The following is a 19102-nucleotide window of genomic DNA, read 5'->3' on the forward strand; positions in this document are numbered from 1 at the left end:
GTCTGGGGGCAGAGCCCCCAGGGACGACAACCCCCACTCGCCCGCCGCGCACGACGGCCTAAGCCCCTGCCGGCTGCCTGACATTCGCCCGCACCCAGTCCACGATCGACTGCGTCGTCGCCCCCGGCGTGAAGATCTCCGCGACGCCCTGCTCCTTCAGCGGAGCGATGTCCGCCTCGGGGATGATCCCGCCGCCGAAGACCAGGATGTCCTCAGCGTCCCGCTCCTTGAGCAGCTTGATCACTGCGGCGAAGAGCGTGTTGTGGGCACCGGAGAGGATGGACAGCCCGATCGCGTCGGCGTCCTCCTGGATCGCGGTGTCGACGATCTGCTCGGGGGTCTGGTGAAGGCCGGTGTAGATGACCTCCATACCGGCGTCGCGCAGCGCACGCGCGATCACCTTTGCCCCGCGATCGTGGCCGTCGAGCCCCGGCTTGGCCACCACCACGCGGATCGGACCGGCTGCCACACCCATCACTGCCTCCATGAAGCGACTGCATCCATCCCTACCGACAAGTACTGGGTACCCGAACCGGCCGGGAGAGTGAACGAACGTTATCGCCAGCATCCCGCAACCGGCAGTTTCGCGGTGAAGACAGAGGGGGAAATCACACGATGGGACACGTTCACCGCGCACCGTTCCGGCGGGAACACGCGCAAGGGGAGCCGCAAAGAGGTCGCCGCACCACCGCGCCGCAGGCCGCGCGCCGTGGCGATGCGGCGTGTCGACGATGCCGTGACGGGCTGCCGACCGCCTTCCTCGCGGCCTCCCACGAGGGCACACGGGGGACAGAGGCGTCCTCCTGCGTGCCGACAGGAGGTCGGCCATGAAGGTCACGAGGGCAGCGCTGCCCTTTCTCCCGCTCTGCCAGCGACTGCTGCCGAGCAGACTGGCGGGACTCTCCCTGGCCCTGCTGAAGGCGACCGCCCTGGAACTCGCGATCCTCGCAGGACACCTCCTCCTCTATCCCTCCGGCGTCGCACAGGAACGCCGAGGACCATCGGTCCCGCTCCCGTCGGCGGACGGCGCCGCGCAACTGCCGACCGAGACCAAGCCCCCGGTCGTCCTCCTGCACGGCTTCATCGACAACCGCTCGGTCTTCGTGCTGCTGCGCCGCAGCCTCGCCCAGCACGGCAGACAGCAGATCGAGTCGCTCAACTACTCGCCGCTGACCTGCGACATCCGCACCGCGGCCGAGCTGTTGAGCCGGCACATAGAAGAAATCTGCGAGCGTACGGGCAGCAGGCAGGTCGACATCGTCGGACACAGCCTCGGCGGGCTGATAGCGCGGTACTACGTGCAGCGGCTGGGCGGGGACCTCCGGGTCCGCACGCTGGTGACGCTCGGCACCCCGCACTCCGGCACCCGGGTGGTGCCGTTGGCGAACGCGCACCCGATCGTCCGCCAGATGCGCCCCGGCTCCGAGCTGCTCGATGAGCTGACCCGGCCCGCGCCGGGCTGTCGTACGCACTTCGTGAGTTTCTGGAGCGACCTCGATCACCTGATGGACCCGCTGGAGACCGCCTGTATCGACCACCCCGACCTGATGGTGCAGAACGTGAGGGTGAGCGGGATCGGACATCTCGCCCTGCCCGTGCATCCCGCCGTCGCGACCGGGATACGCCAGGCCCTCGACGCCGAACGATCGGGAGCCGAAGCCGCCGCGCACGCCGGCGGCCTGACCGTGGCCTGACCCCATCCCCTACCTACCGGCGCGTCCGGCACAGCCCGATCCCGCACAGCCTGCCCACGACCCTGGGACGGCGCCCGGACAGCATCCGCACGGCTATGCGACAGCCATTTGGCCTCGAACATCCTTCGAACACAGGGCCAAGGCCATGCCCGTCGTCCCCCGAAACACGGCCGAATGCCCGTTTCCTGCGCGCACGAAACCTGTTGAAGATTGTCGAGCCCGTATACCGCCGGGTACAGTCACCGCACTGCTCTGGCAGCCCCTGTTGTCGAGGCGAAAGAGAAGTTGGTGAACGACCGTCACCCGTCGGGGACCATGACCCCGGCTCCGGCTTCCGACGCCGCCTCGGCGCACTACGCGTCGTACGGCACGCAGGAAGCCCAGTACGGCGATTTCACCACGTACGGCGACTACGACTCCAACGGTTTCGCGACCGGCAGTCACGCCACCGCGACCTTCGCCGCAGACCCCCTGTTCGGCAGCCTCCCGGGCGAGAGCACGGGTTCGTACGACACCGGTCACTGGGCCACGGGCGGCCACCAGACCCTGAACTACGACGCGTACGCGGCACAGCACCATGCCGCCTATGACACCGGCGTGTACGACACGAGCGTCTGGACCACCGACCACCAGCCCCTTTCCGTCATCCCGCCGCAGGCCACCGGGCATGACGCCTCGGGCCAGTGGGATGCGAACGCCTGGCTGCAGCCCGACCATCCGGGCGGTCACGCCGACCAGACACAGCAGTGGGAATGGGGCACCCAGGCCTTCGACACCGGCGCATACGACGCCACGCAGTGGAACTCCGAGGGCCCGGAGGCCGACGACACCACCGCTACCGCCGGACCCGCCGGCGACTACGAGCAGCAGGCCGAGCACGGTTCCTACGCCGAATCCGCCGCGGACGGCGGCCAGCCGGACTCCACCGGGGAGCTGCCCTCGGTGGCCCCGCTCCTCGACGAGCAGGAAGAGGTCACGTCGACTCCGGCGTCGCGCTCGGGCTCGCGCAGCGGGGCCCGTTCCCGCCGCCGCGCACCCGCCAAGCGGTCCGCGCTGCTGACCATCGCCGTGCCCTCGGCGTGTGTGATGGGCGTGGCCGGTATCGCCGCCGCCTCCGTGGGCACCTTCACCGGCGACCAGGGCACCTCGACGACCGCGTCGGACGCACAGGCGGTGAAACCATCCGCCGCCAACAACAAGCTGGACACCCAGCTCCGCAGCCTCTCCGCGGGCGCCGACGACTTCGCCGACCGGGCCAGCCGTACGCAGGAGCGCATCGACCTCAAGGCGCAGCAGGAGGCCGAGAAGAAGAAGGCGGCAGCGGAGGCGGCCCGCAAGGAGCGGATGCGCCCGAAGTACGTCCTTCCGGTCACCCAGAAGGGGCTCAGCGCCTACTTCGGCCAGGCCGGCATCAACTGGATGTCCGTGCACACCGGCATCGACTTCCCGGTCTCCTACGGCACGACGGTGATGGCCGCGACCGACGGCACCGTCCGCACGCAGTGGAACAGTGCGTACGGGAACATGATGATAGTGACCGCGAAGGACGGCACGGAGACGTGGTACTGCCACCTCTCCAGCTATCGCGTCGCCTCCGGTACCACGGTCAAGGCCGGCGACCCGATCGCGTACTCCGGGAACTCCGGCAACTCGACCGGCCCGCACCTGCACTTCGAGGTCCGCCCGGCCGGGGGTTCGGCGATCGACCCGCTGCCCTGGCTGCGGAGTCACGGGCTGGACCCGACGTAGGAGAACTGGGGGCTGCGCCCCCAGGATCCCCCAGGTCCCGTTACAGCTTCTCGACCGGTGCGTACCGCAGCAGCAGGCGCTTCGGCTTGGTGTCGCCGAAGTCGATCGTCGCCTCGGCGTTGCCGCCCGTGCCCTTCACGGCCACGACCGTGCCGAGTCCGAACTGGTCGTGTGTGACCCGGTCGCCCACCGCCAGCGAGACCACCGGCTTCTCGGAGGCGCGGCTCGTGGCGAAGCCGGACGCGCCCGACGCCGACGAGCGCGAGCGGGAGGACGACAAGGAGGCGGCCAGGCCCGACGCCGGGCCGGAGGAGACCGGGGCCGTGGCACCCGTCCGCTTCCAGTCCACGTGCTGTGCCGGGATCTCCTCCAGGAACCGGGAGGGCGGGTTGTACGACGGCTGCCCCCACGCGCTGCGCAGCGACGACCGGGTCAGATACAGCCGCTCACGCGCGCGTGTGATGCCGACGTAGGCGAGCCGCCGCTCCTCCTCCAGTTCCTTGGTCTGGCCGAGGGCGCGCATGTGCGGGAAGACGCCGTCCTCCATGCCGGTGAGGAAGACGACCGGGAACTCGAGGCCCTTGGCGGTGTGCAGGGTCATCAGGGTGATGACTCCGGAGCCGTCCTCGTCCTCGTCGGGGATCTGGTCGGAGTCGGCGACGAGCGCGACGCGTTCCAGGAAGTCGGCGAGAGAGCCGGGCTCCTCGCCCTCACCGGACTCCTGCTCGAACTCCAGGGCCACGGCGGCGAGTTCCTGGAGGTTCTCGATGCGGGTCTCGTCCTGCGGGTCGGTGGAGGCCTGCAGCTCGGCGAGGTAGCCGGTGCGTTCGAGGATCGCCTCCAGGACGGTCGCCGGGCCCGCGCCGGACTCGACGATCGTCCGGAGGTCCTCCATCAGTGTGTTGAACCGCTTGACGGCGTTGGCCGACCGCGCGGCCATGCCGTATGCCTCGTCGACGCGGCGCAGCGCCTGCGGGAAGCTGATCTTCTCCCGCTGGGCGAGGGCGTCGATCATCGCCTCCGCGCGGTCGCCGATACCGCGCTTGGGGACGTTGAGGATGCGGCGCAGCGGCACCGAGTCCTCGGGGTTGGCCAGCACCCGCAGATAGGCCAGGACGTCCCTGACCTCCTTGCGCTCGTAGAAGCGGACACCGCCGACGACCTTGTAGGGCAGGCCGACGCGGATGAAGACCTCTTCGAAGACACGGGACTGGGCGTTGGTGCGGTAGAAGACGGCGACGTCTGAGGCCTTCGTCTCGCCGGCGTCCGTGAGACGGTCTATCTCGTCGGCGACGAACTGCGCCTCGTCGTGCTCCGTGTCGGCGACGTAACCGGTGATGCGGGCGCCCGCACCCGCGTTCGTCCACAGGTTCTTGGGGCGGCGGGACTCGTTGCGCTCGATGACCGCGTTGGCCGCGGAGAGGATCGTCTGGGTGGAGCGGTAGTTCTGCTCCAGCAGGATCGTCGTCGCGTCCGGGTAGTCCTCCTCGAACTGGAGGATGTTGCGGATCGTCGCACCGCGGAAGGCGTAGATCGACTGGTCGGCGTCGCCCACGACGCACAGTTCGGCGGGCTGGAGGTCGTACTCGTTCGGCGGTACGTCCTCGTCGTGCGCCCCGGTGCCGACGAGTTCCCGTACGAGCGCGTACTGGGCGTGGTTGGTGTCCTGGTACTCGTCGACGAGGACGTGCCGGAAGCGGCGGCGGTAGTGCTCGGCGACGTCCGGGAAGGCGCGCAGCAGATTGACCGTGGTCATGATCAGGTCGTCGAAGTCGAGGGCGTTCGCCTCGCGCAGCCGCGACTGGTACATGGCGTAGGCCTGGGCGAGGGTCTTCTCGAAGCCGTCGGCGGCCTGGGCGGCGAAGTCCTCCTCGTCGATCAGCTCGTTCTTCAGGTTCGAGATCTTGGCACTGAAGGACTTCGGCGGGTAGCGCTTGGGGTCGAGGTCCAGGTCGCGGCAGACCAGGGCCATCAGGCGCTTGCTGTCGGCCGCGTCGTAGATCGAGAAGGAGGAGGTGAAGCCGAGCTTCTTCGACTCCCTCCGCAGGATGCGCACGCACGCGCTGTGGAAGGTCATCACCCACATCGCGTTCGCGCGCGGGCCGACGAGCTGCTCGACGCGCTCCTTCATCTCGCCCGCGGCCTTGTTGGTGAAGGTGATCGCGAGGACCTGGCCCGGATGCACGTTCCGCTCGCCCAGGAGGTAGGCGATGCGGTGGGTGAGCACGCGGGTCTTGCCGGAGCCGGCGCCGGCCACGATGAGCAGCGGGGAGCCGGAGTGGACGACGGCCGCGCGCTGGTTCTCGTTCAGCCCGTCCAGGAGCGCGGCCGGGTCGAGCGCAGGGCGCAGGGCGCCGTTGCGGTAGTAGGCCTCCCGGTCCGGTGGCACGTCGAACTTCCCGCCGAACAGATCGTCCGGAACCGGCTCCGGTCCGTGATCGTCCTCGGGCGGCGGCGGAGGTTCCTCCTCGTGCCCCCGGGGGGCCTGGAGGTTCGCCAGGAAGCTGTCGTCAAAGAGGCTGCTCATCGCTCTCCGAGTCTAGGGTGCCCCACTGACAGCCCGCCGCCGCCCCGAGAACATCGCCGGAATTGGCGGGCTCGCCCTCTCGCCCTCCGGAACGGCGCCGTCACGTACCGTAATCGAACAGGTGGAGACACGGACCGAAGCGAGTGGGGCCGCCGCTCCTGCGGAAATACCCCCAAGACGCCGCACATCCTCCCGGATTGACGACCGCGTCCGACCCGCTGACCGAAGGTCACGAAAATGTATCGGGCATATCGAACATCAACCTTCACAGGGGCCACACGAGTTGGCTACCGTTCCGGCAGGCCGCACGACCCCCACCGGCGAACGTCGCCGGGCCGCGCGGCCTCCGCCGAGTCCGGGGCGCCGCCGCGCATCCGGAGCCGGGGACCCACACCGACCTTGGGGTGATCGGTCCTCCTCCCTTTCGGGGCACGGACCGTAGGGCAACCCTTCCGAACCACCCGCCCGAACCCGACAGCTAACTCGGTAGGCGGAGCATGGAAGGAGTCGCCTCCCTTGGCGTCGCACCGCAAGTCGCGCCCCGCGGGTACGCGCGTAGCAGGCATACGCACCCCCGCCCTCGCCACGGCCGCCCTCACCTCGGTGGCCCTGCTGTCCCAGTCGGCGAACGCCGCCCCCGCCGCCGACGGCAAGCCCAGCCTCGAAGAGGTCGAGAAGAAGGTCGACGACCTCTACCGCCAGGCGGAGTCGGCCACTGAGAAGTACAACGCGGCCAAAGAGAAGACCGCGAAGCAGCGCAAGAACGTCGACACGCTCCTCGACGACGTCGCCAGGCGCACTCAGAAGCTCAACGAGGAGCGGGACCGGCTCGGATCCTTCGCCGCGGCCCAGTACCGGACCGGAGCCGCCGCACCCGACACGGCGACCTTCCTGCTCGCGGACTCCCCGCAGGACTACTTCGACCAGACACAGCTGATGGGACGGCTGACCTCCCGTCAGAAGAGCGCGGTCGACGAGTACTTCACCGAGGAGTCCGCGACGATGAAGAAGCGTCAGGAGGCCTCCAGGAGCCTCGAGACGCTGACCGCGACACAGAGCGACCTGCAGATCGCCAAGTCCACGGTGCAGAAGAAACTCTCCGACGCGCGCGAGCTGCTGTCGAAGCTGACCGCCGAGGAGAAGGCGCGGCTCGCGGCGATCCAGAAGCAGCAGGAGGAGGCGGCCGCCCGCAAGGCCGCTGAGCTGGCGAAACAGCAGGCGGCGAAGAAGGCCGAGGAAGCGGCCGCGGCCCAGGACGGCGGCTCCGCCTCGGGATCGGGATCCACCTCCGCCGGCGACTCCTCGTACGCCACCAAGGCCGAGAAGGCGCTCGCCTTCGCCCGCGCGCAGATCGGCAAGCCGTACGTCTGGGGCGCCACCGGCCCCGAGTCCTACGACTGCTCAGGCCTCACCCAGGCCGCCTGGAAGGCCGCCGGCGTCTCCCTCCCGCGCACCACCTACGACCAGGTCAACGCCGGCACCACGGTCTCGCTGACCGACGCGCAGCCCGGCGACCTGATCTTCTTCTACGACGACATCAGCCACGTCGGCGTCTACATCGGCAACGGCATGATGATCCACGCCCCGAAGCCCGGCGCGTACGTCCGCGAGGAGTCGATCTACTACGGCGGCGAATCGATCATCCACAGCGTGGTGCGGCCCGCCTGAGACGCCAGGGGGCAGGACACGCGCGCGTGCGGGGCAGTTTGTGATGCACGCGCGCGTGGCCCGCCCTCAACCCGCGCCGCACTCCTTAGCATCGGCCCCATGTCCGGCCCGACCTTCCTCCGCGCCTGGTGGGCGCAGCGTTCGCCGGCGGCCGGGGCCGCCGTGATGGCGACCGGCAGTGTGTCGCTCGGACTGCATCTGACGGGGTACGAGGTGCTGTCGCGGGTCGCCCTGGGACTGGCCTGTGTCTCCTGGGCGGTGCTTGCGGCGGGCTTCGGCGTCCGGCTGGTGCGGGAACCGCAGAGGTGGCGGGCGGAGGCGGGGACGCCGGGGGCGCTGACCGCCGTCGCGGCGACCACCGTCCTCGGGACCGGGTTCTCGGCCCTCGGACGGCAGACCCTCGCCGAGGCCCTGCTCGCGCTGGCTGCCGTGCTGTGGCCGCTGCTGCTGGTGCAGGTCGCACGGCACTGGCGGCGTCACATGCCCGGCGCGGTGTTCCTGTGCAGCGTGGCCACGCAGGGGCTCGCGGTGCTCGGCGCCACACTCGCCGGGGCCGAGGCGACGGCATGGCTCGCACACGCGGCGCTCGCACTGTTCTGGCTCGGGCTCGTCCTGTACTGCTGCGTGCTGGCCCTGTTCGATCTGCGACAGGTGACGGAAGGGCTGGGCGACCAGTGGGTGGCGGGCGGCGCGCTCGCCATCTCGGCGCTCGCCGGAGCGAGGCTCATCGCGGCGGACAGCGCGCGCCTTTACCTGTGGGACGACGACGACCGCGGTGTCCTGCGCGCCGTCACCGTGGCGCTGGTCGTGCTCGACCTGGCCTGGTACGCCGTGCTGCTCGTCGCCGAGGCGGTCCGGCCGCGGCGCGGCTACGACGTGCGGCGCTGGGCGACCGTCTTCCCGCTGGGGATGACGGCGACGGCCGTGCTGTCAGTCGCCGCCGTCTTCGAGGCCCGGTGGCTGAAGGGGCCCGGGCAGGTGCTGTTGTGGATCGCGGTGGCGGCATGGCTGGCCGTTGCCGCGGGGGCCGTCGCCGCAGCCAGTGCCGGCATCAGGTCCACAGCACCGCGATGAAGATGTTTGTCGTGGTGAGCGCGCCCACCAGCCCGAACAGGCCCTTGTCGATCTTCTCGTCGTCCCGCTTCACATAGACCAGGCCGAGGATCACGATCAGCAGGGCCAGCTTGATCCCGATCTTGAGGGTGTTGATGTGATGGTCGTCGGCCTGGTTGAGGCCGACCAGGATCGCGCCGGTGACCAGCATCGTCAGCGCGCCGTGCAGCATCGCCGGGACGAAGCGGGCCTCGCCGCGGCCCATCGCCTTCATCTGGGTGAAGAAGCCGCCGAGGAGCGCGGCGATGCCGATGATGTGCAGGCCGACGAAGAGATGGATGAGTACGTCCATGAGGCCGGAGCTTAAACAGGGGCGCACGGGGCGCCGGACACCGCCCCGGCCTTCATCGGTGGATCCTGCATATATGCGGCCCATAGCACTCCCTCACCCGCACGTGTCCCGGAACCGTCACATCGGTCAGCGCACTGCGTGAAGTCGACGGCGCAAGTCCTGGATCACGGCCGCATACGGTCACCCGGCGATCCACCCGGGGCACTTCCGCACATCGCGTTACCGAGCCGATACAGACAGGTTTAGCGTCCTCCACCAGGTGACCGGCTCCCCACCGCCGCCCGGGCCAGGGGCGGCAGCCGGCCACCACCGCCGAGAAGGTCCGGCGGCGGCCCGCTCCCCCTGTGCGGGCCGCCGCCGGACGCGGAGGGGGTGTCCGGGGTCTGGTGCGTGCAGCTGCAAGGCGGAGGAGGGCGTCGACGCGGAGCGTCGGCAACCGACGACAACGCGGCAGATGTGCGTGCCAGACCCCGCGACGCCGAGCTGATCCGCCGGACACCCCCTAAGCCGCCCCGGAACGGGCGGTCGTACGAAAGGACGGGCAGTCCACGTGGCAGCGCACCGAAAGCCCAGTCGGCGCTCGCTCAACGGCCGTCCGGCCCGGACGGCGTTCACGATCGCCGTGGCGGGCGCGGCGACCGCGACGGGCTTCGACGGGACCGGGCACGCCGAGCCTGAACTGACGCCGACGCAGGTCAGGGCGGAGGTGGACAAGCTGTACCAGGAGGCGGAGGCCGCCACCGAGAAGTACGACGGGGCGAAGGAACAGGCGGACGCGGCCGAGCGGCGGCTGTCGACGCTGCGGGACGAGGCGGCGCGCAAGACAGACCGGCTCAACTCTGCGCGGGACAAGCTGGGTTCGATCGCCGCGGCGCAGTACCGGGACGGCGGTCTCGACCCGGCACTGCAACTCGCGCTGTCGGACGATCCGGACCACTATCTCGAGGGCGCCGAGTTCGTCGACCGGGCGGGCACCCGGCAGGCGGCGGCGGTGGCGGAGGTACGCGAACAGCTGCGGGAGATCGAGCAGTTGCGCGGGGCCGCCCGCATCGAGCTGGCCGGACTCAGGTCGCGGCAGGCGGAGCTGAAGCGCGACGAGAAGGCGATCACCGGGAAGCTGGATACGGCACGGCGCCTGGCGTCCCGGCTGTCGGCCGCCGAGCGCGCCCGGCTCGGGGGCGGCACCGACCGCGCCTCACGGTCCGCCACGGGTTCGCGGGACGGCCTCGTGTCCCTCGGCTCCGCGACCTCCGAGGCGCCCGACTCTCGTGCCGCGGCCGCCCTCTCGTATGCGTACTCCAAGCTGGGCAGCCCCTATGTGTGGGGCGCGACCGGCCCGGACGCCTTCGACTGCTCGGGCCTCGTCCAGGCCGCCTACCGCTCCGCGGGCATCTCCCTGCCCCGCACGACCTACGCCCAGATCGACGCCGGCCGCCGCGTCTCCCGCTCCGAACTGGCCCCGGGCGACCTGGTGTTCTTCTACTCCGGGATCAGCCACGTCGGCATCTACGTCGGCAACGGCATGATGATCCACGCCCCGAACCCGTCGGCGCCGGTGCGGATCGCGCCGATCGACGAGATGCCGTTCGCGGGCGCCACACGCGTGGTGTGAGCTCCGGGCGATGCCCCTCAGACCAGCCGTCGCGCCGTCGCCCACCGGGTCAGCTCGTGCCGGTTCGACAGCTGCAACTTCCGTAGGACCGCCGAGACATGGGACTCGACCGTCTTCACGGAGATGAACAGCTGCTTGGCGATCTCCTTGTACGCATACCCCCGGGCGATCAGACGCAGCACCTCCCGCTCGCGCTGGGTGAGACGGTCGAGGTCCTCGTCGACCGGCGGGGCGTCGGTGGAGGCGAACGCGTCGAGGACGAAGCCCGCCAGACGCGGGGAGAAGACGGCGTCGCCCTCCTGCACGCGGAAGATGGAGTTGATGAGGTCCGTGCCGGTGATCGTCTTGGTGACGTAGCCGCGGGCGCCGCCCCGGATCACGCCGATCACGTCCTCCGCCGCGTCCGACACGGACAGCGCGAGGAAGCGGACGGGCTGCTCGCTGTCCGCCATCAACGCGGCGCAGCGACGCAGGACTTCCACGCCACCGCCGCCCGGGAGGTGGACGTCGAGGAGGACCACCTCGGGGCGGGTCGCGGTGATGACCGTGACCGCCTGGTCGACGTCCGCGGCCTCGCCGACGACCTCGACTCCGGTCTGCTCGGTCCGGCCGATCTCGGCCTGGACGCCCGTACGGAACATGCGGTGGTCGTCGACGAGGACCACACGCACGTGCCGTTCGCCCGCGCCAGTGCCGGCCGTCGGCTCCACAGGCTCCGCGTTCGCCTCGGTCGGGTCGCTCATCACGTCTTCTCCGCCCTCTCCATCTCCAGCTCGACCTCCGTGCCGCCGTCCGGCACCGCGCGCAGCCGCGCCGTACCGCCGTGGCGCTCCATGCGGCCGATGATCGATTCTCTGACGCCCATACGGTCGGCGGGTATCGAGTCCAGGTCGAAGCCGGGGCCGCGGTCCCGGACCGACACGAAGACGGTCCGTCCCTCGACTTCGGCGTAGACCTGTACGGCGCCGCCCTCGCCACCGTACTTGGCGGCGTTCACCATCGCCTCGCGCGCGGCCTGCATCTGTGCGCCGATCCGCTCGTCGAGCGGGCAGTCGCCGACGATGACGACCTCTATGGGGACGCCGTGCTTGTCCTCCACCTCCGCTGCGTTGCGGCGCACCGCGTCGGCCAGGTCGGTGGGTTCGTCGGCCTCGTCCTTGCCGGTGCCCTCGGGCTTGTAGAGCCAGGTGCGCAGGTCGCGCTCCTGGGCGCGGGCGAGGCGGCGCACCTCGTTCGCGTTCTCCGCGTTGCGCTGGATCAGGGTCAGGGTGTGCAGCACGGAGTCGTGGACATGGGCGGCGACCTCGGCACGCTCCTGCGCGCGGATGCGCATCAGGCGCTCCTCGGAGAGGTCCTGGGTCATACGGACGAGATAGGGCCCCGCGAGGAGCGTTATCCCGACGAGGACCGCGAGGGCCGCCTGCAGGACGGAGCCGAGGTGGGCGGCGGAGCCCTGGAGGACGAAGATGCCGGAGACGCCGGCGGTGACGAGGAGGACGCCGCCTGCCGCGCGCAGCAGGGTGAGCGTGCGCCGGCGGCTGCCCACCTCCACCCAGCGGGCCCGCCGGGCGTTGTCCGCCTGGCGCCAGACGAGGGCGACGCCCGCGCCGACGAGGACGGCGGGCCAGAGGTAGGCCTTGGTCCCGCCGCCCACCTTCACATTGCCCACGAAGACCAGGGCCACGACGACCATGAGCAGCAGGGCGACGATCTGGCCCTTGTCCGGTTTGCGGGCGACCAGTCTGCGACGGCCGTCCGGCGAGGTTTCGGTACTGACCAGGGACGGGGGTTTCTGGCCGCCGACGCCACCGACGCCGAGCGGCACGAAGAACCAGAACGCGGCATACAGCAGCGCGCCGAGGCCGTCCGCCATGAACAGGCCGACGAAGACCAGCCGCACCCAGATGACCGGCAGCCCGAGATGCCCGGCGAGCCCCCGCGCCACGCCACCGAGCCAGCGTCCGTCGCTGCTGCGGTAGAGCTTGCGCGGCGGCCGCGGTTCGACGAGTGGCGCTGCAGCGGCTTCCGGCATGCCCTCGATACTCGCAGGGTCGGCGGACAGGGGCATCAGGGTCGACCCCCGAGACACCCCTGATCTTCGAACCGCGGGCCGGTCGAACGGTTCCCGGGCGCCGGCTCAGGGGCGATATCAGGGTCCGGCCAGGGTCGTACAGACTCCCGTCCGAGCGGCTCGCCCGTCACCATGGACACATGACAGATCACGAGCGCGCCGCGACGGGTCCCAGGCCCGGCTCCGGCCCGCGCCCCGCTCCGGGCGCCGGGCCGCAGGATGCCGCGCCCGCCGCGGATGCCGCACCCGCCGCCGGGGCGAGGCCCGGTGCGGGAGCGGGCGCGCAGGAAGGGGTCGCGGGCGCGGAGGGCACCGAGGCTCCCCGCAGGTTCCGGCGCGACCGCCGGTACAAGGTGCTCGCCGGGGTCTGTGCCGGGCTCGGGCGGCAGTGCGACATGGATCCGGTGATCTTCCGGATCACGCTCGCGGTGCTCTCCGCGACCGGCGGCATCGGTCTGCTCTTCTACGGCTTCGCCTGGCTCCTCATCCCGTACGAGGACGAGGAGGAGAACGAGGTCCGCAAGCTGCTCACCGGCCGGGTCGACGGCCAGGCGCTGACCGCGGTGATGTTCGCGCTGGTCGGCTGCGGGGTGTTCCTGTCCCTGCTGAAGAACGGCGGGGTGCTGGCCTTCGCCGTCGTCCTCTCCCTGCTGCTCGCGGGCGCCGGTTACTGGTCGCGGCAGCGCGGCGCCCCCGACCCCGACCCGCTGGCCGCGCAGGCCGTCGCCGACGCCCCGCCGGAGGCCCAGGCACCCCCGGTACCCGCCGCCTACCCCTCCTGGTGGCGCGACCCCATCGTCAAGGACGGCACGCATGTCGGTGGCACCGGCTATCTGTGGGGGCCCCGGGACTCCCGCGAGCGGGACATCGCAGCGGCGGTCAACATCAGCCTCGGCACGTCCTGGACCAATCGCACGGACATCCGCACACCGCGCTCCCCGGCCCCCAGACCGCGCGGCCCCCGCTGGATCGGCGGCTGGGTCTTCCTGCTGGCCCTGCTCGCGGGGGGCCTCGGCACCGGGCTGACCTGGGACGACCATACGCTCGGCACCAGCCTGCAGACCGGGCTGTCGTGCGCGCTCCTGGTCCTCGGTCTGGGCATCGCGGTCAGCGCGTTCCTGGGGCGTACGGGCGCGGGTTCGGTCTTCCTCGCCATCATCACGGCGGCCCTGCTCGCCGGCTCGGCGGCCCTGCCGAAGGACGTCGGCACCCACTGGATACGCACGACCTGGCAGCCGGCCGCGGCGGCCGACGTGCAGGGGAAGTACGAGGTCGGCAGCGGGGTCGGCACCCTGGACCTGAGCCGGCTGCACCCGGCCAAGGGGGAGACGGTGAGCACCAGAGCCGACGTCGGCCTGGGCCGGCTGAAGGTGATCGTGCCGAAGGACGTGACCGTGAAGCTGAGCATCGACGTGGGGGTGGGCGACATCCAGCTGCCGGGCGACAAGCCGGGAGACGTGGACGTGGAGCCGGGCAAGCACAAGGAGGTGACCCTGTCGCCGGTCTCGGGCGGCAAGAACACCGGCACGCTCGACCTCGGACTGCAGGTCGGTCTCGGACAGGCGGAGGTGAGCCGTGCTGCGTCATGAGTTCCAGCCGGGAAAGCTGGTCGCCGGCGTCTTCCTCGCCCTCGCGGGCGCCCTCTACGCCGGCGACGCGGCCGGCCTGTGGGAGACACCGTGGTTCGCCGTGATCCCGGTCGTCGCGGGCGGTCTCTGCCTGGCCGGCGTAGCGGGAGCACTGGCCCGGGGCATACGGCGGCGCAGGGCGGCAGTGTCCGGAAAAGGTACGGGTGAGGCACAGCTGAACGCACCGGGAACCTGACCGGACCCAGGTCGTGCCCCAGGGTTCGCCACCGGTAGCCCCCGCCTACCAGGAGCTACCGGTAACCGGCCGCCCGTTGCCTGCGCCGTGCGCGGAGTGCGGCGTCCAGGGAGAACGTGGCGGCGCCCGCGAGGACGAGGGGGAGCCAGGCCATCAGGTAGGCGAGGTCGTTGCCGTAGTAGTACGGGTCGGAGGCCCAGCTCACGGTCAGCCAGAGGCTGAGGGAGATCAGTGCGCCGCCGAGCGCCGCCAGGCGCGCGAACAGACCGATCAGGGTGCCGATGCCGACCGCCAACTCACCCAGGGCGATGGCGTACCCGAAGCCCACGGGGTTCTTCAGGGCCATGTCGACCATGGCCGGGATGGCGGAGGAGTCGCGGACGTTGCGCATCATGTCGCCGATGGACCCGGAACCGGAGCCCTTCATGAACGCGCTGTTGGTGAGCTTGTCCAGCCCGGCGTAGATGAAGGTGACGCCGAGGAAGACGCGGAGTGGAAGGAGGGCGTGTCGGGTGGCGGAATCGCGCCAGCTCCGGTCGCCGTCGAGGTACGGGGTGTGCGTTTCGGTGCGTATGCCGTGAGTCATCGCTGTCGCCTCTCGCCCGCGGTGCCGGGACCCCTCACAAGACGATACGTACGTCGACGACGGTGCGCTCAATGCGTTCGTGCCGATTTCAGCGCCCGTGCCCTGCGTAGAGAGGGGCTGTCCTACTTCAGTCCATGAGGATCAGTTCAGTCCGTCACGTCGATCGTGTATCTGTTCGTCTCTACCCCCGCTGCCGTGACCACTTGCACCTCGACCCGCCCGGGTTCCACCTCCGCCGGTACGGGCACGGTCAGTGCAGCGTCCGTCGGGTTGCTGAAGCCGCCGGTCACCGGGACGAGGGGGACATGGACGTTCACCGTGCCGATGCGGACCACCATCCGCGTCAGCCGGTCGGCGCCCTGGGCGCCCGGCGGGACGAAGCCCGCCCCGCGGATCTCGATGTCGTCGCCCGTGCGGATCGGGGCGTCGAGGTCGCCTGCCTCGCGGGCGCGCACCACGGAGAGGATCACCGGGCGGCCGCCCTCCGCGTACTTGCCGGCCACATAGGTCGCCGCCGACACCAGCACCACCACCGCGAGACCCCACGGCAGGTCGGGCAGCTGGTCCGGGCGGCGGGCCAGCCGTACCGCGGCGAACAGGACGGCGACGGTGCTGATCACGACGTACTGGATGTCGGCGAAGGTGCCCCGCCCCGAGTCGTCGGTCAGCAGGTCGGCCGCCCGGGGCCGGTCCGCCCGTACCTTCTGCAGCCGCTGGCCGAGGACCCGCAGCCCCACCACGCGCCGCACCAGCACCGCGATACCGCAGACCACGGCGAGGACGGTGACGACACCGGCGCCGCGGGCGAGTTCGAGACCGGAGATCAGGGCGTCGCGCTCCGCGTGGTCGGAGGCAGCGGCGAGACGGCCGGCCAGGAGCAGCACGGCGTAGGCGACGAACAGCACCCAGGCCGCCGCCACCGTGCGGGACGTGGACAGGCGGTTGTCCTCGCCGACGACGGGCGCCAGCACACCGCCGCGCGCCCGGTGGAACCAGGACGCGGTGGTCAGCACACCGCCCACGACCGCAGCCGCGAGGAGGCCCGCCGTGCGTGCCGTGGTCCACCCCGCGCCGATGGCCGTGAGCGACTGCACCAGCAGCAACAGCAGCACCAGCGCCCACACCGCACACACCGTTCGCCGCCACAGCCGGGCCAGCCAGGCCTCGCCCTCGGCGCGGCCGCGTTCGGCGACGAGTTCCGCGGACTGGGTGAGCTCCTCCGAGACCCACTGGCGGGAGGCCGAGGCCGAGTGCGCCACCGCGGCGGGCAGCCCCTGCCCGGCCGCGAAACCGTCACGCATCAGCAGGAATTCGGCGACCGCGCGCCGGTGCCCCTCGCGCGCCCCGTGCGGGCAGTCCCCGCAGGTGCAGCCACCGCCGTGCGCACCTCTGCGGGCGCCCGCGTCCGCGCCGCCTCTCGCCTCCTGCACCGCCACGCCCGCCGCCCGCCTTCCCCGCAACGCCTACGGCCGGCGGCCCTGTCCGGCAGTCGGCCGCCGCCCTGCAACACCCGTGTGATGACAGCGAATTGTGCCCTACGCCACGCCACCCCCGCCCGCCAGGTCTGGTCAGCCCGGGGTGAAGTGGGGCCACCGTGTTGACCCGGCTGCGAGAATTTCCCTATGGCCGAGATCATCCAGCGGGACGGGACCTGGGCCTTCGACGGCACCACGGTCAGGATCACGCCGGGTCTCCACCGCTCCGTGCCGCTGTTCCGGCAGACGTACGGGGAGGTCGCGGTGCCCCTCGAAGCCGTCGCGGGCGTGGTCTTCGAACCGGAGCGCAAGCGCGGACGGCTGCGGATACGGCTGCGCGAGGGCGCCGATCCGCTGCTCCAGGCGACCGGCGGGCGGCTGCCGGATCCGGCCGATCCCTACCGGCTGGTGGTGGACGTGGACCGGGCCGGGGTCGCCGAGTACGTCGCCGAGGAGATCCGCCGGGCCCTGCTGCTCGACCAGATCCCCAAGGAGCCGACCAAGGCGTATCTGCTGCCGGGGCCACCCGTCCCGGTCTCGGTGCGGTCCTCCGACGGCACCGTCTCCTTCGACGGCACCCAGGTGCGCATCGACTGGGCCGACACCTCCGACCGGGTGAAGCGGGCGACCGGGCCACGGATCATCGCCGTAGGCGATCTCGTGCAGGTCGAGTGGCTGCCCAACTCCGGTTACGAGGACGGCTTCCTGCGCTTCGTGACGCGCGAGACCGTGTTCTCCAAGCTGCCGCCGGAGAAGGACCCGTACGCCCTGGATCTGTGGGGCAGCGCCCGGCGCGACCTGCTCACCGCGCTCGTCGCCACCGCGATCACCGCGCGGCTGCCGCATCCGTCCACCCGAGGCGACGGCGAGCAGGCGCAGCGACGGTCGGCGACGGCGGCCGTGCCGCCCGCGGCCGACCACCACGACGTACTCCTGCGGCGGCTGCGGGAGTTGGGCGAGTTGCACCGGGACGGGGTGCTCACGGACGAGGAGTTCGCGATGACCAAGGCGGCCGTACTGCGAGGCTTCTAACTGAGCAGATCCGGCTCGCTGCGGCTGATGTCCTGCCACAGCGGCTGGTAGTTGATCCATGCCACCAGGTCGCCGCCGAGCTGCTCGCGGGTCGCCACCGCCGCTCTGTGGTCGATGAGCAGGGGGCGCCCTGCGGCCTTGGCGGTCAGCTGCACCTGGGCGGAGCGTTCCATGGACAGGAACCACCAGGCCGCCGCGTCCACCGAGTCGCCGACCGTCAGCAGTCCGTGGTTGCGCAGCACGAGCGCTTTGCGGGTGCCGAGTGCGGTGGCGATACGGCGGCCCTCCTCGGCGTCGACGGCGACACCGGTATAGGCGTCATAGAGGGCGTGGTCCTCGTAGAAGGCGCAGCTCTCCTGGGTGATGGGGTCCAGGAGGTCGCCGAGCGCGGACAGCGCGCGGCCGTGCACCGAGTGGCAGTGGGCGACGGCCACCACGTCCGGACGGGCCGCGTGGACCTGGGCGTGGACGGTGAAAGCGGCCTGGTTGACGTGGTAGCGGCCCTCGATCACCTGCCCCTCCGAGTTGGCGAGGACCAGGTCGCTCACGGTGACGTGCTTGAACGGCATCCCGAACGGGTTGACCCAGAAGCAGTCGCTGTACTCGGGGTCGCGCGCGGTGATGTGCCCCGAGACGCCGTCCTCGAAGCCGAGCCGCCCGAAGATCCGCAGCGCGCCCGCCAGCCGCTCCTTGCGATGCCGGCGCTCGTCGTCGACCGAGTCGTGCATCGGCGGCATCGCGAACCGCAGCCGGTCGCTGGGAAGGGCGGGCGGCGGGGTGGGCCCGGTCCCGGGGGTCCCGTGCATGTGTCCTCCAGCACTGGGTTGCTCTACGGGGCGGAAGTTACCGTCGGTCAGCTCAGGAGAACAGAGATGTTCTGTAAAGATGACACACGCAACCGTTGCGGGGGCGCGCGGAAAGGTTGCCCGCGCCCCGGCACATACCCGACAGAGGATGTCGGGTATCGGCGGCACACTCGCCGTATGACAGTGAACTGGGCGGCTTTCGCCGCCGCCGAACCGGAGCTGGCCAGGACCGTCGAGGATCGCTTCGGCGCCTTCACTCACCACGTTCTCGCCACCCTGCGCAAGGACGGGTCGCCGCGCACCACCGGCCTTGAGGTCCGTTTTCTCGATGGTGAGCTGTGGCTCGGCATGATGCCGGGCTCGCTCAAGGCCCTCGACCTGAACCGCGACCCGCGCTTCGCGCTGCAGGCGAATCCGGGGCCGGGGACCGGCATGGGTGGCGGTGATGTGCGGGTCAGCGGGCGGGCGATCGGCGTCGAGGACGGCGAGGCGAAGGCGGCGTACAGCAAAGAGGTGGAACCGCCGGAGCCGTTCCACCTCTTCCGTACCGAGCTGACCGAGGTCGTGAGGACCTACGTGGAGGACGACAAGTACCTCGTCGTCCAGGTCTGGAAGCCCGGTGAACCCCTGCGCACGATCAAGCGCACCTAGCG

At 70.9% G+C, this 19102-nt stretch carries 17 protein-coding genes and 1 riboswitch; of the genes, 9 read left to right on the top strand and 8 right to left on the bottom strand.

Annotation, left to right across the window (positions count from 1 at the left end):
* Window positions 1-58: 58 nt before the first annotated feature.
* Entirely contained in the window at window positions 59-475 is a 417-nt protein-coding gene (gene icmB / locus ABD355_RS33115; protein WP_030930230.1) for a coenzyme B12-dependent isobutyryl CoA mutase small subunit, read from the bottom strand.
* A 352-nt stretch (window positions 476-827) separates the two neighbouring features.
* Between icmB and ABD355_RS33120 the strand changes: the two genes are divergently transcribed.
* Both ABD355_RS33120 and ABD355_RS33125 read left to right on the top strand, forming a co-directional pair.
* The gene (locus ABD355_RS33120) at window positions 828-1694 is read left to right on the top strand and encodes a lipase family alpha/beta hydrolase (RefSeq protein ID WP_344404577.1); all 867 of its coding nucleotides are present in this window, start codon (window positions 828-830) and stop codon (window positions 1692-1694) included.
* Between the two features lie 288 nt (window positions 1695-1982).
* Window positions 1983-3443, top strand: coding sequence for a M23 family metallopeptidase (locus tag ABD355_RS33125; protein WP_344404578.1), 1461 nt, complete (start codon window positions 1983-1985; stop codon window positions 3441-3443).
* A gap of 40 nt (window positions 3444-3483) precedes the next feature.
* Here ABD355_RS33125 and pcrA read toward each other — a convergent pair whose 3' ends face one another.
* A complete protein-coding gene (gene pcrA, locus ABD355_RS33130; RefSeq protein WP_344404579.1) occupies window positions 3484-5970 on the bottom strand; it encodes a DNA helicase PcrA in 2487 nt (828 codons plus the stop codon).
* A 354-nt stretch (window positions 5971-6324) separates the two neighbouring features.
* Window positions 6325-6478: riboswitch (cyclic di-AMP (ydaO/yuaA leader) on the top strand.
* Between the two features lie 8 nt (window positions 6479-6486).
* Here pcrA and ABD355_RS33135 point away from each other — a divergent pair.
* The gene (locus ABD355_RS33135) at window positions 6487-7638 is read left to right on the top strand and encodes a C40 family peptidase (RefSeq protein WP_344404580.1); all 1152 of its coding nucleotides are present in this window, start codon (window positions 6487-6489) and stop codon (window positions 7636-7638) included.
* A gap of 99 nt (window positions 7639-7737) precedes the next feature.
* A complete protein-coding gene (locus ABD355_RS33140; protein ID WP_344404582.1) occupies window positions 7738-8712 on the top strand; it encodes a tellurite resistance/C4-dicarboxylate transporter family protein in 975 nt (324 codons plus the stop codon).
* Here the strand turns inward: ABD355_RS33140 and ABD355_RS33145 are convergent.
* Window positions 8690-9043, bottom strand: coding sequence for a hypothetical protein (locus ABD355_RS33145; protein WP_344404583.1), 354 nt, complete (start codon window positions 9041-9043; stop codon window positions 8690-8692). The two genes, ABD355_RS33140 and ABD355_RS33145, sit on opposite strands and share 23 nt — an antisense overlap.
* 550 nt (window positions 9044-9593) lie before the next feature.
* Here ABD355_RS33145 and ABD355_RS33150 point away from each other — a divergent pair.
* A complete protein-coding gene (locus tag ABD355_RS33150; RefSeq protein ID WP_344404584.1) occupies window positions 9594-10655 on the top strand; it encodes a C40 family peptidase in 1062 nt (353 codons plus the stop codon).
* 17 nt (window positions 10656-10672) lie between these two features.
* Here ABD355_RS33150 and ABD355_RS33155 read toward each other — a convergent pair whose 3' ends face one another.
* Together ABD355_RS33155 and ABD355_RS33160 are read right to left on the bottom strand one after the other, a co-directional pair.
* The gene (locus tag ABD355_RS33155; RefSeq protein WP_344404585.1) at window positions 10673-11398 is read right to left on the bottom strand and encodes a LuxR C-terminal-related transcriptional regulator; all 726 of its coding nucleotides are present in this window, start codon (window positions 11396-11398) and stop codon (window positions 10673-10675) included.
* A complete protein-coding gene (locus ABD355_RS33160; protein WP_344404586.1) occupies window positions 11398-12687 on the bottom strand; it encodes an ATP-binding protein in 1290 nt (429 codons plus the stop codon). The genes ABD355_RS33155 and ABD355_RS33160 overlap by 1 nt, the downstream gene beginning before the upstream one ends.
* A gap of 179 nt (window positions 12688-12866) precedes the next feature.
* On the opposite strand from ABD355_RS33160, the gene ABD355_RS33165 reads away from it, so the two are divergent.
* Window positions 12867-14315 carry a PspC domain-containing protein gene (locus ABD355_RS33165; protein WP_344404587.1) on the top strand — a complete coding sequence of 483 codons (1449 nt, stop codon included), beginning with the start codon at window positions 12867-12869 and terminating at the stop codon, window positions 14313-14315.
* Window positions 14302-14550: a hypothetical protein gene (locus ABD355_RS33170; protein ID WP_344404588.1), complete on the top strand. Its 249-nt coding sequence runs from the start codon at window positions 14302-14304 to the stop codon at window positions 14548-14550. The genes ABD355_RS33165 and ABD355_RS33170 overlap by 14 nt, the downstream gene beginning before the upstream one ends.
* Window positions 14551-14605: 55 nt before the next feature.
* Here ABD355_RS33170 and ABD355_RS33175 read toward each other — a convergent pair whose 3' ends face one another.
* Window positions 14606-15136, bottom strand: coding sequence for a DoxX family protein (locus ABD355_RS33175; protein WP_344404589.1), 531 nt, complete (start codon window positions 15134-15136; stop codon window positions 14606-14608).
* Between the two features lie 146 nt (window positions 15137-15282).
* Window positions 15283-16572 (bottom strand): hypothetical protein, encoded by a 1290-nt coding sequence (locus tag ABD355_RS33180; protein WP_344404590.1) that lies wholly within the window; start codon window positions 16570-16572, stop codon window positions 15283-15285.
* A gap of 186 nt (window positions 16573-16758) precedes the next feature.
* Between ABD355_RS33180 and ABD355_RS33185 the strand changes: the two genes are divergently transcribed.
* Window positions 16759-17643, top strand: coding sequence for a DUF4429 domain-containing protein (locus ABD355_RS33185; RefSeq protein ID WP_344404591.1), 885 nt, complete (start codon window positions 16759-16761; stop codon window positions 17641-17643).
* On the opposite strand, the gene ABD355_RS33190 is transcribed toward ABD355_RS33185, so the two are convergent.
* Window positions 17640-18449: a class II aldolase/adducin family protein gene (locus tag ABD355_RS33190; RefSeq protein ID WP_344404593.1), complete on the bottom strand. Its 810-nt coding sequence runs from the start codon at window positions 18447-18449 to the stop codon at window positions 17640-17642. The two genes, ABD355_RS33185 and ABD355_RS33190, sit on opposite strands and share 4 nt — an antisense overlap.
* A gap of 177 nt (window positions 18450-18626) precedes the next feature.
* Here ABD355_RS33190 and ABD355_RS33195 point away from each other — a divergent pair, with 177 nt between their 5' ends.
* A complete protein-coding gene (locus tag ABD355_RS33195) occupies window positions 18627-19100 on the top strand; it encodes a pyridoxamine 5'-phosphate oxidase family protein (protein WP_344404594.1) in 474 nt (157 codons plus the stop codon).
* Window positions 19101-19102 lie beyond the last annotated feature (2 nt).

The sequence above is a fragment of the Streptomyces longisporus genome, assembly GCF_039532765.1.
Lineage (GTDB): Bacteria > Actinomycetota > Actinomycetes > Streptomycetales > Streptomycetaceae > Streptomyces > Streptomyces longisporus.

Bases quoted from the DNA above. Each gene is read 5' to 3' on its own strand.
- icmB (WP_030930230.1), bottom strand. From the start codon at position 475: ATGGGTGTGGCAGCCGGTCCGATCCGCGTGGTGGTGGCCAAGCCGGGG.
- ABD355_RS33120 (WP_344404577.1), top strand. From the start codon at position 828: ATGAAGGTCACGAGGGCAGCGCTGCCCTTTCTCCCGCTCTGCCAGCGA.
- pcrA (WP_344404579.1), bottom strand. From the start codon at position 5,970: ATGAGCAGCCTCTTTGACGACAGCTTCCTGGCGAACCTCCAGGCCCCC.
- ABD355_RS33140 (WP_344404582.1), top strand. From the start codon at position 7,738: ATGTCCGGCCCGACCTTCCTCCGCGCCTGGTGGGCGCAGCGTTCGCCG.
- ABD355_RS33145 (WP_344404583.1), bottom strand. From the start codon at position 9,043: ATGGACGTACTCATCCATCTCTTCGTCGGCCTGCACATCATCGGCATC.
- ABD355_RS33155 (WP_344404585.1), bottom strand. From the start codon at position 11,398: ATGAGCGACCCGACCGAGGCGAACGCGGAGCCTGTGGAGCCGACGGCC.
- ABD355_RS33160 (WP_344404586.1), bottom strand. From the start codon at position 12,687: ATGCCGGAAGCCGCTGCAGCGCCACTCGTCGAACCGCGGCCGCCGCGC.
- ABD355_RS33165 (WP_344404587.1), top strand. From the start codon at position 12,867: ATGACAGATCACGAGCGCGCCGCGACGGGTCCCAGGCCCGGCTCCGGC.
- ABD355_RS33175 (WP_344404589.1), bottom strand. From the start codon at position 15,136: ATGACTCACGGCATACGCACCGAAACGCACACCCCGTACCTCGACGGC.
- ABD355_RS33185 (WP_344404591.1), top strand. From the start codon at position 16,759: ATGGCCGAGATCATCCAGCGGGACGGGACCTGGGCCTTCGACGGCACC.
- ABD355_RS33190 (WP_344404593.1), bottom strand. From the start codon at position 18,449: ATGCACGGGACCCCCGGGACCGGGCCCACCCCGCCGCCCGCCCTTCCC.
- ABD355_RS33195 (WP_344404594.1), top strand. From the start codon at position 18,627: ATGACAGTGAACTGGGCGGCTTTCGCCGCCGCCGAACCGGAGCTGGCC.